Annotated in this window: 13 protein-coding genes; 3 read left to right on the forward strand and 10 right to left on the reverse strand. The window is 38.7% G+C overall.

All coding sequences use genetic code 11. The features are described 5' to 3' along the window. Window positions 1-63 precede the first annotated feature (63 nt). Window positions 64-1,029 carry a phosphatase PAP2 family protein gene (locus ABWU87_RS10735; protein WP_353330592.1) on the reverse strand — a complete coding sequence of 322 codons (966 nt, stop codon included), beginning with the start codon at window positions 1,027-1,029 and terminating at the stop codon, window positions 64-66. Continuing rightward, entirely contained in the window at window positions 1,020-2,033 is a 1,014-nt protein-coding gene (locus ABWU87_RS10740; protein ID WP_353330594.1) for an NAD-dependent epimerase/dehydratase family protein, read from the reverse strand. The genes ABWU87_RS10735 and ABWU87_RS10740 overlap by 10 nt, the downstream gene beginning before the upstream one ends. 257 nt (window positions 2,034-2,290) lie before the next feature. On the opposite strand from ABWU87_RS10740, the gene rnr reads away from it, so the two are divergent. The 3 genes from rnr to ABWU87_RS10755 all read left to right on the forward strand — a co-directional run bounded on the left by rnr (window position 2,291) and on the right by ABWU87_RS10755 (window position 5,475). Continuing rightward, window positions 2,291-4,447, forward strand: a complete 2,157-nt coding sequence (rnr, locus tag ABWU87_RS10745; protein ID WP_353330596.1) for a ribonuclease R — start codon at window positions 2,291-2,293, stop codon at window positions 4,445-4,447. 88 nt (window positions 4,448-4,535) lie between these two features. Further along, complete coding sequence (locus ABWU87_RS10750; RefSeq protein ID WP_353330598.1) at window positions 4,536-4,997, forward strand: lipocalin family protein; 462 nt, start codon at window positions 4,536-4,538, stop codon at window positions 4,995-4,997. A gap of 4 nt (window positions 4,998-5,001) precedes the next feature. After that, window positions 5,002-5,475: a pyridoxamine 5'-phosphate oxidase family protein gene (locus tag ABWU87_RS10755; protein ID WP_353330600.1), complete on the forward strand. Its 474-nt coding sequence runs from the start codon at window positions 5,002-5,004 to the stop codon at window positions 5,473-5,475. 145 nt (window positions 5,476-5,620) lie between these two features. On the opposite strand, the gene gldN is transcribed toward ABWU87_RS10755, so the two are convergent. The 8 genes from gldN to ABWU87_RS10795 all read right to left on the reverse strand — a co-directional run bounded on the left by gldN (window position 5,621) and on the right by ABWU87_RS10795 (window position 13,473). Continuing rightward, on the reverse strand, window positions 5,621-6,670 hold the full coding sequence (gene gldN, locus ABWU87_RS10760) for a gliding motility protein GldN (RefSeq protein WP_353330602.1): 1,050 nt from the start codon (window positions 6,668-6,670) through the stop codon (window positions 5,621-5,623). 14 nt (window positions 6,671-6,684) lie between these two features. Next, complete coding sequence (gldM, locus tag ABWU87_RS10765; protein ID WP_353330604.1) at window positions 6,685-8,256, reverse strand: gliding motility protein GldM; 1,572 nt, start codon at window positions 8,254-8,256, stop codon at window positions 6,685-6,687. Window positions 8,257-8,272: 16 nt separating this feature from the next. After that, on the reverse strand, window positions 8,273-9,307 hold the full coding sequence (gldL, locus tag ABWU87_RS10770; RefSeq protein ID WP_353330606.1) for a gliding motility protein GldL: 1,035 nt from the start codon (window positions 9,305-9,307) through the stop codon (window positions 8,273-8,275). Between the two features lie 2 nt (window positions 9,308-9,309). Further along, window positions 9,310-10,737, reverse strand: coding sequence for an SUMF1/EgtB/PvdO family nonheme iron enzyme (locus tag ABWU87_RS10775; protein ID WP_353330608.1), 1,428 nt, complete (start codon window positions 10,735-10,737; stop codon window positions 9,310-9,312). A gap of 5 nt (window positions 10,738-10,742) precedes the next feature. Continuing rightward, window positions 10,743-11,684, reverse strand: coding sequence for a PorP/SprF family type IX secretion system membrane protein (locus ABWU87_RS10780; RefSeq protein WP_353330610.1), 942 nt, complete (start codon window positions 11,682-11,684; stop codon window positions 10,743-10,745). A 164-nt stretch (window positions 11,685-11,848) separates the two neighbouring features. Further along, window positions 11,849-12,070, reverse strand: a complete 222-nt coding sequence (locus tag ABWU87_RS10785) for a DUF2795 domain-containing protein (protein WP_321425513.1) — start codon at window positions 12,068-12,070, stop codon at window positions 11,849-11,851. Between the two features lie 68 nt (window positions 12,071-12,138). Next, window positions 12,139-12,702: a cob(I)yrinic acid a,c-diamide adenosyltransferase gene (locus ABWU87_RS10790; protein ID WP_353330613.1), complete on the reverse strand. Its 564-nt coding sequence runs from the start codon at window positions 12,700-12,702 to the stop codon at window positions 12,139-12,141. Between the two features lie 45 nt (window positions 12,703-12,747). After that, complete coding sequence (locus tag ABWU87_RS10795) at window positions 12,748-13,473, reverse strand: class I SAM-dependent methyltransferase (protein ID WP_353330615.1); 726 nt, start codon at window positions 13,471-13,473, stop codon at window positions 12,748-12,750. Between the last annotated feature and the right edge of the window lie 41 nt (window positions 13,474-13,514).

Genomic DNA, 13,514 nt, shown 5'->3' on the forward strand with positions numbered 1-13,514 from the left:
GTCTATGATTCCTCTTGCCCTGAAACCATACAATTCAAGTGGTACAGTTAATTTAATGCTGAACTATTTAAAAAGCGGGTCAGCAAACCATTTATTATACATTTTCTTGACAAGGAAATAGACAACGAAGGCAGAAAAGAATCCAACGATAGCATCAATCAGATAGTGCGCCTGAATATATACTGTTGCACAGCAAAGCAGCACATAAAAAGGTATAAGGAAACTACCCAGTTTTCTACTCACCTGAAAGGCCGAAAGCATCACTATGGTAGAGATAGCTACGTGCGAACTTGGGAATGCCGCCGTTGGCCTTTCACCAATCTGTTGTGAAGCGTCAACCAGACTATAGAAGAAACCATGTTGGTAATCGGGACCGGGCAACAGTTCATGATGAAAGTTGAAATAATGTCCGATAGAAGGGAATATTCCATTAGCTACATTCTCCGCACCGATAGCCGGAAAATAGAACTGAGGGCCTGCCACAGGAACAAATATAAAGATAAAGTAATAGACAAAGAAAGAGGCAACCACAATGAAAGACCATTTCTCGAACAGGTCGAACCTGCGAAAGAAGTAGTACAAAGCCACAACTACAATCATTGGGTAGTAAGAGAAATACCCTAGATTAAAAGGCTCGCTTATCCATTTGTATGGCAGATGCTTACTGAACTCAACCGCTGGCTGGCACCCGAAAATAAACTGCTCTGCAGAAGCAAAGAAGTGATCAAGATTAGGGAAGAAGCGGTTAAACTCAAACGTATCCGGATACCAGTACGAAAGCAAGCCCATCTGTACGGCAATACGGACAAAAGCAGAGAATTTGCAAGGGGCCAGTCTGTAAAGATAGATAAGGCAGAAAGTAACCAATGCAATCATAGCTCTGTCTCCCAGCATTTCGTATGGGTGACTCATGCGAGGAAGCATGAACAAAATCAAAATTGATGTCAAAAGGTTATATATCAAAGAAACCTTCTCAACGGCAAACAATCCCTTCTGGACCTCTACCTTTTTAAAAATGTCTAAAGCCATCCTTCTTTTTTATACCATTCAATAGCATGTTTCACCCCTTTGGCCAGATTATATTGGGGAGCATATCCCAAGTCGTTAATCAGTGGAGTAATGTCGCACTGCCAGTTTCGTTGTTTCATTATTTTATATTTGTCTCCATTCAGCGTACTACTCTTCCCTGAAGAGGAGGCAATGAATTCAGCGCACAAAGATATAATTTTTAATATAAATAATGGACATTTAATATGTATTACAAATGGATTTCCTAATTCTTTCTGTAACAAATCCGAAAAATCACGACTCGAATAAACATTTCCGTCACTTACGAAGTACGATTTCCTACAAATCTCTTTCTTTTCTATCCCTAAGAAGATAGCTTGAGCCAAATCGGCCACATAAACAAACGTAAGTATCTGTTTGCGCAGTCCGGCAGCAAAATCCAGATGCTTTTGAATTGATTTGGCCATCAGGAAATAATCTTTTTCGCGAGGCCCGTAAACTCCGGTAGGGCGATAAATCAGGTAAGGAAAATCAGGAAGCTCCTTTATGTATTGTTCTGCACGAAGTTTACTAATTCCATAGGCTGTATTGGGTTTAGGGGTATCATTTTCCGATATCGGTAACATCTTCTTTTCATGAATCGGTCCAAAAACACTTAATGAACTTAGATAAACAAACTTTTCGGGAGTCATATCTAGTCCACTGAGTGTTTCAATAAAGTTCTTGGTAGCCTTATAATTTCCTCTATCAAAGTCATTTTTATCCTGACATTTAGTAACACCGGCTGTATGAATAATGTAATCCCATTTACTATGAGTCTCTTTAAAATCCGTTAATTGCATCTTAAGTGTTGAAGGGTGTGCAAAATCCAACTCAATCAGATGAATATTTGTTGCCTGTAAACCTTCAAGGTTGCTGGTTGCACGCACTCCTGCCCACACTTCATATCCTTTCCGCAGAGCCTCCTTCACTAAATAATTTCCAATAAATCCACTCGCACCAGTCACTAAAACTCTTCCACCCATACAATTACTCTCCAATATCTTTTCCAGTCCTGAATCATTAAAACATATATCCTTTTTTACAAAAATGCAGCAAGGACCTGTTACATTTTTTACTATAAATTAAATAATATAATTGGCAAAGATACTATATTAATTCATTTCATGAATTTTATGATCTTTTTTTTAGTATTAGTACAGAACTTTATTGCATTAGTAGTCTGTCAAAAGCAATTAATTTGCTTACTTTGTAAATAGTAACTGTAAAAACAATCCATATTATGGCAAAAAAAGATAAAACGAAAGCAGGTAAGAGAATGAAGAAAGCGCAATTAGCGGAGTTACTAATGAGGTTGTTTGAGACAAAATCTACAGAAACACTTAGCCTGAAGTATATTTTTGCAGAACTAAAGCTTACTACACATCCGCTAAAAATGGTGTGTATGGACATTTTATATGAGATGGTGGCTGATGACTATATTTCGGAAATCGAAAAAGGCAGATACAAGCTTACCAGTCATGGAAAAGAAATGACAGGAATATTCCAACGGAAAAGCAATGGAAAAAACTCATTCTTGCCTGATGACGGAGGAGAACCAATATTCATAGCAGAACGTAACTCGGCTCATGCAATGAACAATGATAAAGTTCGTATCGTTTACTTAGCCAAAAGAAAAAACAGGGAAGCTGAAGGAGAAGTAGTTGAAATTGTGGAACGGGCAAATGAAAACTTTGTGGGGACACTTGAAGTATCTGATTCCTATGCATTCCTTATTACTGAAAACCGCACGCTGGCAAACGATATTTTTATTCCGAAAGAAAAGCTGAAAGGAGGAAAAACAGGAGACAAAGCTGTAGTTAGAATCATAGAATGGCCCGACAGAGCCAAAAACCCAATCGGACAGGTTATAGATATATTGGGAGTTGCAGGAGATAACACAACCGAGATGCACGCTATTCTAGCCGAATTTGGTCTTCCTTATGTTTATCCACAGGCTGTAGAAGAGGCGGCTGAAAGAATTCCGGCAGAAATCACTGAAGAAGAGATTGCTAAACGGGAAGATTTCCGGAACATCACTACATTCACTATCGACCCGAAAGATGCAAAAGACTTTGACGACGCACTCTCCATCCGTAAAATTGAAGATGGTCTCTGGGAAATAGGAGTACATATTGCCGATGTATCACACTATGTGAAGGAAGGCGATATTATTGATAAGGAAGCAGAAAAAAGAGCAACATCTGTATATCTGGTAGACAGAACAATTCCTATGCTGCCCGAACGTTTATGTAACTTTATCTGTTCTCTCCGTCCGGATGAAGAGAAACTAGCCTATTCGGTGATTTTTAATATCACTGATAAAGGAGAAGTAAAAAGCTCACGCATTGTTCATACAGTAATCAAATCCGACCGCAGGTTTACTTACGAGGAAGCTCAGGAAATTATTGAGACCAAAGAAGGAGACTACAAGAAAGAAATTCTTGCGATGAATCATATTGCCCAGATTCTCCGTCAGAAGAGATATAATTCCGGAGCTATTAACTTTGATCGATACGAAGTAAAATTTGAAATCGATGAGAAGGGAAAGCCTATCAGCGTTTACTTCAAATACTCTAAAGAGGCTCATAAATTGGTCGAGGAGTTTATGCTTCTGGCTAACAGAACAGTAGCTGAAAAAATTGGTAAAGTTCCGGAAGGCAAGAATCCTAAGGTTCTGCCATACCGTATTCATGATCTTCCAGATCCGGAGAAGTTGGATAATCTGTCACAGTTTATTGCCCGATTTGGCTATAAAATACGAACTACCGGTTCTAAAACAGATATTTCGAAGTCAATTAATCACATGCTCGACGACGTTCAGGGCAAGAATGAGGAGAACTTGATTGAGACTATATCAATTCGTGCAATGCAGAAAGCGAAGTATTCTGTGCACAACATTGGACATTATGGGTTGGCCTTTGAGTATTACACTCACTTCACCTCACCAATCCGTCGATTCCCCGACCTGATGGTTCACCGATTACTTACCCGTTATTTGGAAGAAGGAGGAAGAACAGTTTCAGAAACCAAATATGAGGACCTTTGCGTTCATAGCTCAGACATGGAGCAGATAGCTGCTAACGCTGAACGTGCATCAATCAAGTACAAACAGGTAGAGTTTATGAGTGAAAGGCTTGGACAGGTATACGACGGAGTTATCTCGGGAGTAACAGAATGGGGGCTCTATGTAGAACTGAATGAGAATAAATGCGAGGGAATGGTTCCTATTCGTGATTTGGACGATGATTATTACGAGTTCGACGAAAAGAATTTCTGCTTGAAAGGAAGAAGGACAAACCATATTTACAGGCTGGGAGATTCAATCACGATACGCGTTGCACGTGCAAACCTTGAGAAAAAACAACTTGACTTTGCACTGGCCGAGCAAAATAATTGATTAACAAATATTTATTTTCACATTTATTTATTTCTATGAAACCTTTTTATCAAAATTTTGTTTTTTAAGTATTAAGCTTAAAGAAAAAATGAAGAAACACAAAAACATAGACACAGTTCCCTATGTTGAGATAGAGCGTTATGCTGGTATCTGGTACGAGATTGGGCGTTACCCAAGCTGGTTCGAAAAAGACACCTGTAACGTCTCTGCAGAATTTATCCCTAAAGAAGGTTACATAGAAGTAATAAATCGGTGTGAGAAGTCAAAGAAAGAAAAAAAGACTCAAGGAAAAGCTTACATTGTTCCCGAATCAGGGAATGCAAAACTTAAAATGCAATTTCGCTGGCCGATTAAATGCGATTACTGGATTATTGATCTTGATGACAATTATCAATGGGCAGTCGTATCTGATTCATCACAAAGCAGTTTATGGATTTTGTATCGTCAACCTCTTATTGAGAATGACGAACTACGCCCCATTGTCTATAGACTAGTCAATCGCGGATTCGATCTGGCAAAAGTACATTGGACAAAACAAGAGATAAAATAACGACATGAAAACAGTAAAGATTGAAGAACAAGATTATATTGAAGAAATTATTTCCCGAAGCGACATTTGTTATGTAGGTATGGTTGACAACCAGAATAACCCTTATGTTATCCCTATGAATTTTGGATACAGAGAAGGAGTTATCTATTTACATTCAGGCCCAACGGGACATTCTATTGATATTCTGGAACAAAATAATAATGTTTGTATTACTTTCAGCATAGACCATGAACTGGTTTTTCAACACCCTAAGGTGGCATGCAGCTATCGTATGAAAGCCAAGAGTGTAATCTGCCATGGGAAAGTACAATTTATTGAAAACCTGGATGATAAACGCGAAGCTCTGAATATAATCATGAGCCACTATTCAGACAGTACTTTTGAATATTCCGAACCTGCAGTAAAGAACGTAAAAATATGGGAAATCCCTATAGATACAATTAGTGCAAAAGAATATGGTGTTCCCCACAAAAGATAATACATCCCGAATTCTTTTCGCATATAGTTATACTGAATATTGATAACTAAAACGATAACGGATTATAAAAAAGGGGTTGTCTCAAAATTAGACAACCCCTTTTTCTGACTAAATGCTAAAAAGAAATTTGTTTCGCGTTAAATAATTATCTTCTCTGACGCCGCACAGAAGCTTTAGGAGCTGTTGAAGTCGACTTCTCCTTTTTCACCTTGGGAGAAGAGACTGTTGTTGAGGAAGTCTTTCTTCTGGAAGTTCTCACTGAAGTCTTTTCTGTCGCTTCACTCTTCTTTTTCTTATCCGATTCTTTTGCTGATATAGTATCGGCAGGGCTCGTCCAAAGATGTTCTTCAAAAGCCTTTAATTGTCCTTCTATTCTTTTTTGTTCTTTCACCAACGCACTATCAGTCGGGCAATACTGTGCCAGTGTCTGATTAAGCATATTAGTGGTTTTATAAATATCTCCCTTATACTGTCTGGTAGTGAAATAATCATCCATTGTGATACTGGAGGTATTATTCAGGTTGCTGGTCATCACATTCATACGTGTCAAATATGGACTCAGATCATTATAATTCAACCAAAACATCGGATATTTGGTAATATCCATGGAAAAATCTCCAGAACGATGAAGCACCGGACATATTGCTGCAACCTTTGAGTTGTAAGTTGAAGAACGTTGGTCAAAATACCACACCTCTTTGATAAAGTAGCTGAGAACTTCGTTACTTGGTATATCACTGTTATCAACTATATATATGGTATCTTTCCCAGTACCTTTCTTAGCCTGGTTGTAAATATGAAAGCGGTCAAGTACATCTTTAAATTTGACTTTACTTTCAGTCGTGAGAACTTCCGTACCATCCAGATGATACTCATAAGCAGGAATCTTTCCTTCTGCAAGGAGTTTAAAAATCAGTGTAAAAAGATTCATTCGGTCGCCTATAGGTTCCACAGGATAATATAAGGCTGAATTCTTTTCTTGTTTCAGATCAAGAGTTCTATAAATCTCTCTTTTCCATAAAACCTCCTCAGGCATTGTCAATTGTCCGGTATATTGCGTCTGTGCTCGGACAGAAAGAGTCGTACCGGATTCTTTTGTTTCCTGCTTTGCTTTACGCGCTTTCGGTTGCGCTGGCAGTTGGCAGATACCAATTGTAGTGCAAAGAAGAGCCATAGTACATATAAAGCGTTTCATATCTTCGTATTTAATTAATTTACAATGACTTCAAGTGTTGTAGGAAGTAAACGTTCAATACCATCCGGTCCAACCGCCCTTACCCTTGATATATAGAATCTTTTTCCTCGTGATAACTTACGAAACACTTCCCTTTGTCTTGCAGAAAATTTACTTCCGGCAGAAATCTCAGGCACTGCATTACCCATGTTATCAAAGAAAATAGTTTCAAAATTGAGAACACGAAAGTTCACATTCAGCAATCCATCGTCTATGGCAGCACCAATGCCTTCGGTACTCATCAGCAAAGCTTTTGAGAAACCTGTTCCTCCACGATATCTTTTTGGATTACCTGGGGTTCCATCATATTCAATAAACGGCATCGGATCGGGCAGTTGGCGTACCCTGTAAACAAAGTTACCCATCAACTGATTCCGACCTCCCAGATTTGCGGTAACTGCAAAATCTGTTTGCCCGATCCTCGATGGGCGAACAATGTATCCTCCCGGCACGGATGTTATAGAACCATTTCCATTTGTAATTGTTAATTGTACATGTTGACTGGGCACTCCAGGAACTGAAACACTCATCGGGTTGTCATATCCGGCGTATAACACATTCATCATGGTAGCCGACAACGTTGCCGATGGATTAACCACCGTATATTTTTGAGAGAAATTGCGTCTCAGAATATCTCCACCACCCCTATTAAGTTCCAGATATCCGCTTAAATTGAACTCACCAGTATTATTACATATTGTTTCAAAGAGCCCATTACTGGAGGATGGCAATAAACGGTTTCCAATATATACAGAAGGCTTCTGAGTGGAATCAACAGCCGCCAGAATAATCTGAGCACTGAATTTTCCACCTTTTACAATCGTCTGCGCATTAGGAATCACATATGCATTCACCTGATTCACCCTAATATCTCTAACATCAATATTCTTCACCAAAGTATGCAGTACCTCTCCTTCTGCATAACGAATATCATTCTGCAACTTTGTGAGCAATGTTACAGCCGCAGCCACTGGTGTATTCTCAAACATATACTCCTGCCAGTTCTTTCCTACCGTTGTAGCTCTACGAGGAACTTTTGTACCCAGGTTACTACTGATAATTCTTCGCTGAGTGCTATCAGTTACAAGAGCAAGGATAGCATTCCGATAACGGTTAATGGAGTTATATAGTTTCTTCCCTTGTCCTGTTCCCGGAGCCAGCATCACAGAATTTGCAGCCTCTAGGTCTTCTTTATTCTGAATGTTCATAACATCGGCTTCTTCACCGTCAACAGTTCTGACAATCTTATATTTAAGTTCATCCACGAACTGATAAAGAGAATCAGACATCTTGCGTACAGACTGAGCTTTATTAAACCATTCCTGCACTTTTTCGGGATTTTTAGCCATAAAATCGGCCATATCATTATACAATGATTTGTTCTGTTTCGTGGAATTAGTAGTCGATCTGTTAAGACTCTCATCTACCAATGAAAAGCCATTGAGCACATCTGAAGAAACATTCAGAGCCAACATAGCCATAAGGACGATATACATAAGGTTTATCATCTTCTGACGTGGAGACTCCGGGCCGAGTGATGTAGACATATCAGTTATCTATAAATTATAATTGTTGTTGATTGTTCATGTTAACTGTCATTGCTTTCAGCATACGGGCATAAACATTGTTTAATTCTTCCATTTGCTGAGCCATTTTCTCAGCTTCTTTGTTGAATTTTTCGCTGTCGCCAGTCGAACCCTCATACATATCTTTGATTCGTTTCAGACCTTCATTAACCCTATCAATGGTATCAATCTGAGAACTGATGCTCTTCAACTGAATCTCATAAATTGTATTCAATCCCATCAGATTACGGTTCAACGACTGCATCTGTTCAACATATCCGGCAGAATTTGCAGTAATCGAATCAGAATTATCACTTATGCTCTTATACGATTTAAGCAAGGTGTCAGAAACCTCTGCCAATGCATTGGTTGCGTTATTAAAGCGCTCCAATGTATTTGCCATTGATTCCAGTTTTGTTAGGTAAACAGCTGTAGCATCAGATACCTCCGGAGAATTTGCAGCAACTTCTCCACTGATTCCTGCCGCCCAGTCTTCACCAATCAATACAGGAGCTTCACTTACAGCTGAAACCTCTCCGCCAGCAACAGAGACACCTTGTACACCAACTGAAACAGTCTGTCCGGCTCCAGCCGAAACTGCCGCACCCTTAATTGTTGCGGGTTTTGTTATTGTTCCTTCCGTTTTCTTAGGAACAGCAGGTTGGTTAAGAGCTTGTTTTACAGCATCCGGAAGAGCAGGTTCTTCTTTACCGTTCCCATTGTAATCGGGCCACTCATTCTTTTTAGTATGCGTATCTCCGGAAATTTTAATATGTGGAAACACACTCTCCCATTTATATGATTTATGCGGACGGTCGAATGCCGATATAAAGAACACGATTACCTCGGTCCCCATACCAACCCAAAGCATCAAATTTGCCCCAGGTAAATGGGTTAGCTTAAACAAGGCACCCAAGATTACGATGGATGCTCCCCAGCTATATGCATAGTTAAGCATTACTTTCCCATTATAGCTTACCAGAAAATCCTGGAACCTGCGGATTGGATTTTTCCTTCTAATATTATCATTCATAATTATCTTCCTTTTTTATTATAACCAACCTGAGTTCTGACACAACGGAACCCAATATAAGATCTGCTCTCATTCTGATATTCGTATGTACGTGCATCAGAACGCACATAAGATGCCACATCTTTCCATGAGCCTCCGCGAACTGTTTTTTTCTTCATCATGTAGGGATCTTCCTTTGCAGCATTATATCTGAGTTCAGGATTCATATCACTCATAGATGAGACACCTGCTTCAGTGTAAACTGTAGAGGTCCATTCAGCCACATTACCCGCCATATCATACAATCCGTTTGAGTTAGGCGAATAAGAACCGACCTTAGTTGTAATCAGATTTCCGTCTTTTGTATAATTTCCTCGGCCTGGTTTAAAGTTGGCATAGAAACAACCTTCATCAGACTTGGTTCCTGATGATTTCCAAGGATATGCATTTTTTTCTTGCCCTCTAGCTGCAAATTCCCATTCAATCTCTGTCGGTAACCGATAACGTTGTATCTGCCGAGCAGTACCACGCAATCCTGCCATTAAAAAATTAGTTCTCCATGCGCAGAATGCATTTGCCTGTTCCCAAGATACACCTACGACAGGATAATCGTTATAACTTGGATGACTGAAATACAATTTCATATAAGGTTCATTATATGCATTCTGAAAATCGTTTACCCAACAAGTTGTATCCGGATAGATATTTACGATATAACTATTTTGGAAGTCATACAATGAAGATAGTGGACGAGTAATTGTCTGGTTCACAATCTGTCCTTCATCATTGATATATGCAGTATCTTTCGATATCATCACTACTTCATCATAATTTACTGGGACATCAGTATTCCTGTTTCGATCAGCAGGATTGAGTCTGTTTTTTCTTAAAGCAGCCTGTAAATGATCATAAAACTCGAAGCGGTAATTCATCTGTTTAGCATCGAGCATAGTGGTTCTCTCAACAGGATGGGTAGTATAAACACTTTTAATGGCAGCTAACTCCTCCTCAGTAGCTCTTTTCCACGGTATCGGTTTTGCCCAGTTTAAAAATGGTTTTATAGGATTGCCCTCTCTATCCTCAGTAACCTTGTAAACTTCATTACCACCATAAGCTGGATCGGCCAGACGTTCACGAATAATCGAATCGCGCACCCAGTATACAAATTGTTTGTATTTAGAGTTTGTAACCTCAGTTTCATCCATCCAGAAAGCATCCACAGAGACTTCCTTTGACGGAGTTGATTTTCCCCAAAGACTATCTGTTTCTTCCGGTCCTGCCTTAAACGAGCCTCGCTTGACAAGCACCATACCGTAAGGTGCAGGTTCATCCCACGCCATTGCACTGACACCTGTCAGTTCTCCTCCGACAGCCGATTCGCCAACCGGTCCACCACATGAACTTAGAACGAAAGCTAAGGCTAAACTTGTTATAACTAAGAGTTTTTTCATATTTTTTATAAAATACGTATACTTTTATGTTTGTTTTTACTGTGTCCCGAAAAGTTGATATCTGTAGAATAATTAATAATCAGATCATGACTTCCGCTGCCTGCCCCGATTTGCGATGTAAACAAATCGTAAGCATAGCCAACAGTAATATTTTTTATTTTTGCACCAACAGAAAAGGTTACTGATGTCTTGGGACTATAGGAAATACCTCCATAAAAGATTTTATCATTATAATCGTAAAACACCTTACCTGTTACATCTACTTTTGTTGATATCATATCACTCTTCAACAAGAAAGATGGTTGTAACCGAATTAACGGATTTCTCGTTTTAATATTGTATCCTCCTGTCAAATAAATAGTAGGATCAACTTTAAACTCATTATTTTCACCCATTAGAACTGTCGCTCCGTTAAGATGTGTCACCGAAAGACCAGCATACCAGTCCGGATGAGTATAATAACTTCCTATACTTGCATCCATCGCCATTCCTGAAACATTCGCCGTAGGAAAAGCATCGTCCTTGGTTTCATCACCCAAATTTATTTTGGAAGGGTCGAACGCGATGTTTAGCGCACCTAATTGCACACCAATACTCAGTTGACCTTTTTCAAGCTGTTTCTTGTACGAATATTGCAGGCCAAATATCTGATTTTTGAAAAGACCTATCCCTTCGTTAAAGAGCATAACTCCCACTCCATGTTTTTTTCCTAGAAAACTAAACGGCATATCAGCGCCAAAAAACATCGATTTTGGAGCATTTGTAAATCCTGCCAACTGCTGGCTATAGGCTCCCGAGATAGTCAATTGATCGGTCTGCCCAGCATATGCCGGATTAAAATATCCCGTCACAGCCCAATATTGACTGAACTGTGAATCAAATTGCGCCCTTGCTACGTAACAACAAAGCACAAAAAAACAAAACAACAGAGATCTTTTAATTCTCATTCATGCATCTGAATCAAAGTATTCCAATACTTTATTAACTGCTAAAAAGTCAATAAATTGTGTTTTCCATCAATTTATGTAGTACAAAATGAGGAATCTGGCAAAATGGAAGGTTGAGAATAAAAAAGGAAGGTAGCTTGAATACCTTCCTTATAAGTTTGTTTTTAATACTCTTCCTCGTTAAAAAAGAAATCCTCCTTACTTGGATAGTCAGGCCAGATGTCTTCGATACTTTCGTATATCTCGCCTTCATCTTCCATTTCCTGAAGATTTTCAATAACTTCAAGAGGAGCACCGGAGCGCATAGCATAATCGATAAGCTCATCCTTGGAAGCAGGCCAAGGGGCATCTTCCAGTTTTGATGCCAATTCCAAAGTCCAATACATAGTTTTCGATATTAAAAATGATTACTAATTTCGTGTTTTAAATTTCCGCAAAAGTATAATAAATAATTTCATTTACAAGTTTTATCCCAAAATATTTCATTATGATTATTATTATGATTCAATTTTCGGGATAAAAGGAATAAATAATCGGACAAACGATTCATATAAGCAATTACGTTTTTATCTACCTCACAGTGGGTATCCAATGTCAAAATGCGCCTTTCGGCTCTGCGGCATATTGTGCGACATATATGGCAAACTGCAGCATCACGGCTTCCTCCAGGAATTACAAAATGATTAATTGGAGGTAACTGTTCGTCTATTTCATCAATTCTGTGTTCTATTGTTTCAATATCCGATAAAAAAATAATACTTGCCGCATTAAGGGCAATCTTATCCTGATCGGTTGCAAGATAAGACCCTATCGTAAAAAGTTTATTCTGAACTTTTAAAAGAAAACTGCTATCCGCTTCCTCAATCAGGAAAGTTTGCAGTAATCCCAAGTAAGAATTCAGTTCATCTATAGTACCATAAGATTCGAGCCTCACATCAGTTTTTGAGATTCTGGTTCCTCCTACCAGAGAAGTGGTACCTTGATCACCGGTCCTGGTATATACTTTACTCTTTTTCATTTCTCTACCGTATTTTTATCAGTATTTAGCAACTGGAGTATAAAGCTAATAATTAACAATATAATGCTGTTTAATTTTTCTCTTGTCGAAATAAACAATGCCCAAGTCATAAAGGTCGAAAGTGATTCCGACTTTCTCGTCAGCCACGATTTGATTCCACCATTTTCGTATAACCCGCGAAGAGTGAATGTCTCGTATTACAAAGACTGAGTTTTGATTACTTTTCTCACAACACAAATCAAACATTAACCGTATATCCTTAATTGGATATTCTTCCGGATTTAACAAAAGAAAGTCGAGAGTTCCCAGCTCTGATAGTAAGTCAGGAAGCAGTTTTTCAACATCCCCGATGCGATAGTCTACATTCGCATTGCAAAGATGAAAGATATTTCTTGCCAGTATATTCGCTGGCGATTCATGATCTATAGAGATACATCGTCCTTTTTTACGGGAAGCTGATAAATAAACCATTGCAGCGCCACCCATTGTTCCAACCTCTAATATAGTATTCGATCGGGAATCATCAACTAATTTAAAAAGCATCTCACAAATATTTCGGCTTTCCAGGTATCGTTTATTCGATACAACCGAACCAGTCTGTACTTTTTCGATCTGTTCTTTCAGAAAAGGGAAATCATAAAAGGGCATTTCTCCATAAAACACATTGGTAATCAAGTCAAATGCAAAAGGAGAATGTACACCATACCCTTTCCGATATCTGAATCTCAACAACCATATCCATATTCTATTTAAGAATCCCCGCTTCTTCATTTTACAACCTATCGTTATATTTGATTTTTACAACATTTCTG

Source organism: Bacteroides sedimenti, from assembly GCF_040365225.1.
Taxonomy (GTDB): Bacteria; Bacteroidota; Bacteroidia; order Bacteroidales; family Bacteroidaceae; genus Bacteroides; species Bacteroides sedimenti.

Bases quoted from the DNA above. Each gene is read 5' to 3' on its own strand.
- ABWU87_RS10735 (WP_353330592.1), bottom strand. From the start codon at position 1,029: ATGGCTTTAGACATTTTTAAAAAGGTAGAGGTCCAGAAGGGATTGTTT.
- ABWU87_RS10740 (WP_353330594.1), bottom strand. From the start codon at position 2,033: ATGGGTGGAAGAGTTTTAGTGACTGGTGCGAGTGGATTTATTGGAAAT.
- rnr (WP_353330596.1), top strand. From the start codon at position 2,291: ATGGCAAAAAAAGATAAAACGAAAGCAGGTAAGAGAATGAAGAAAGCG.
- ABWU87_RS10750 (WP_353330598.1), top strand. From the start codon at position 4,536: ATGAAGAAACACAAAAACATAGACACAGTTCCCTATGTTGAGATAGAG.
- ABWU87_RS10755 (WP_353330600.1), top strand. From the start codon at position 5,002: ATGAAAACAGTAAAGATTGAAGAACAAGATTATATTGAAGAAATTATT.
- gldN (WP_353330602.1), bottom strand. From the start codon at position 6,670: ATGAAACGCTTTATATGTACTATGGCTCTTCTTTGCACTACAATTGGT.
- gldM (WP_353330604.1), bottom strand. From the start codon at position 8,256: ATGTCTACATCACTCGGCCCGGAGTCTCCACGTCAGAAGATGATAAAC.
- gldL (WP_353330606.1), bottom strand. From the start codon at position 9,307: ATGAATGATAATATTAGAAGGAAAAATCCAATCCGCAGGTTCCAGGAT.
- ABWU87_RS10775 (WP_353330608.1), bottom strand. From the start codon at position 10,737: ATGAAAAAACTCTTAGTTATAACAAGTTTAGCCTTAGCTTTCGTTCTA.
- ABWU87_RS10780 (WP_353330610.1), bottom strand. From the start codon at position 11,684: ATGAGAATTAAAAGATCTCTGTTGTTTTGTTTTTTTGTGCTTTGTTGT.
- ABWU87_RS10785 (WP_321425513.1), bottom strand. From the start codon at position 12,070: ATGTATTGGACTTTGGAATTGGCATCAAAACTGGAAGATGCCCCTTGG.
- ABWU87_RS10790 (WP_353330613.1), bottom strand. From the start codon at position 12,702: ATGAAAAAGAGTAAAGTATATACCAGGACCGGTGATCAAGGTACCACT.
- ABWU87_RS10795 (WP_353330615.1), bottom strand. From the start codon at position 13,473: ATGAAGAAGCGGGGATTCTTAAATAGAATATGGATATGGTTGTTGAGA.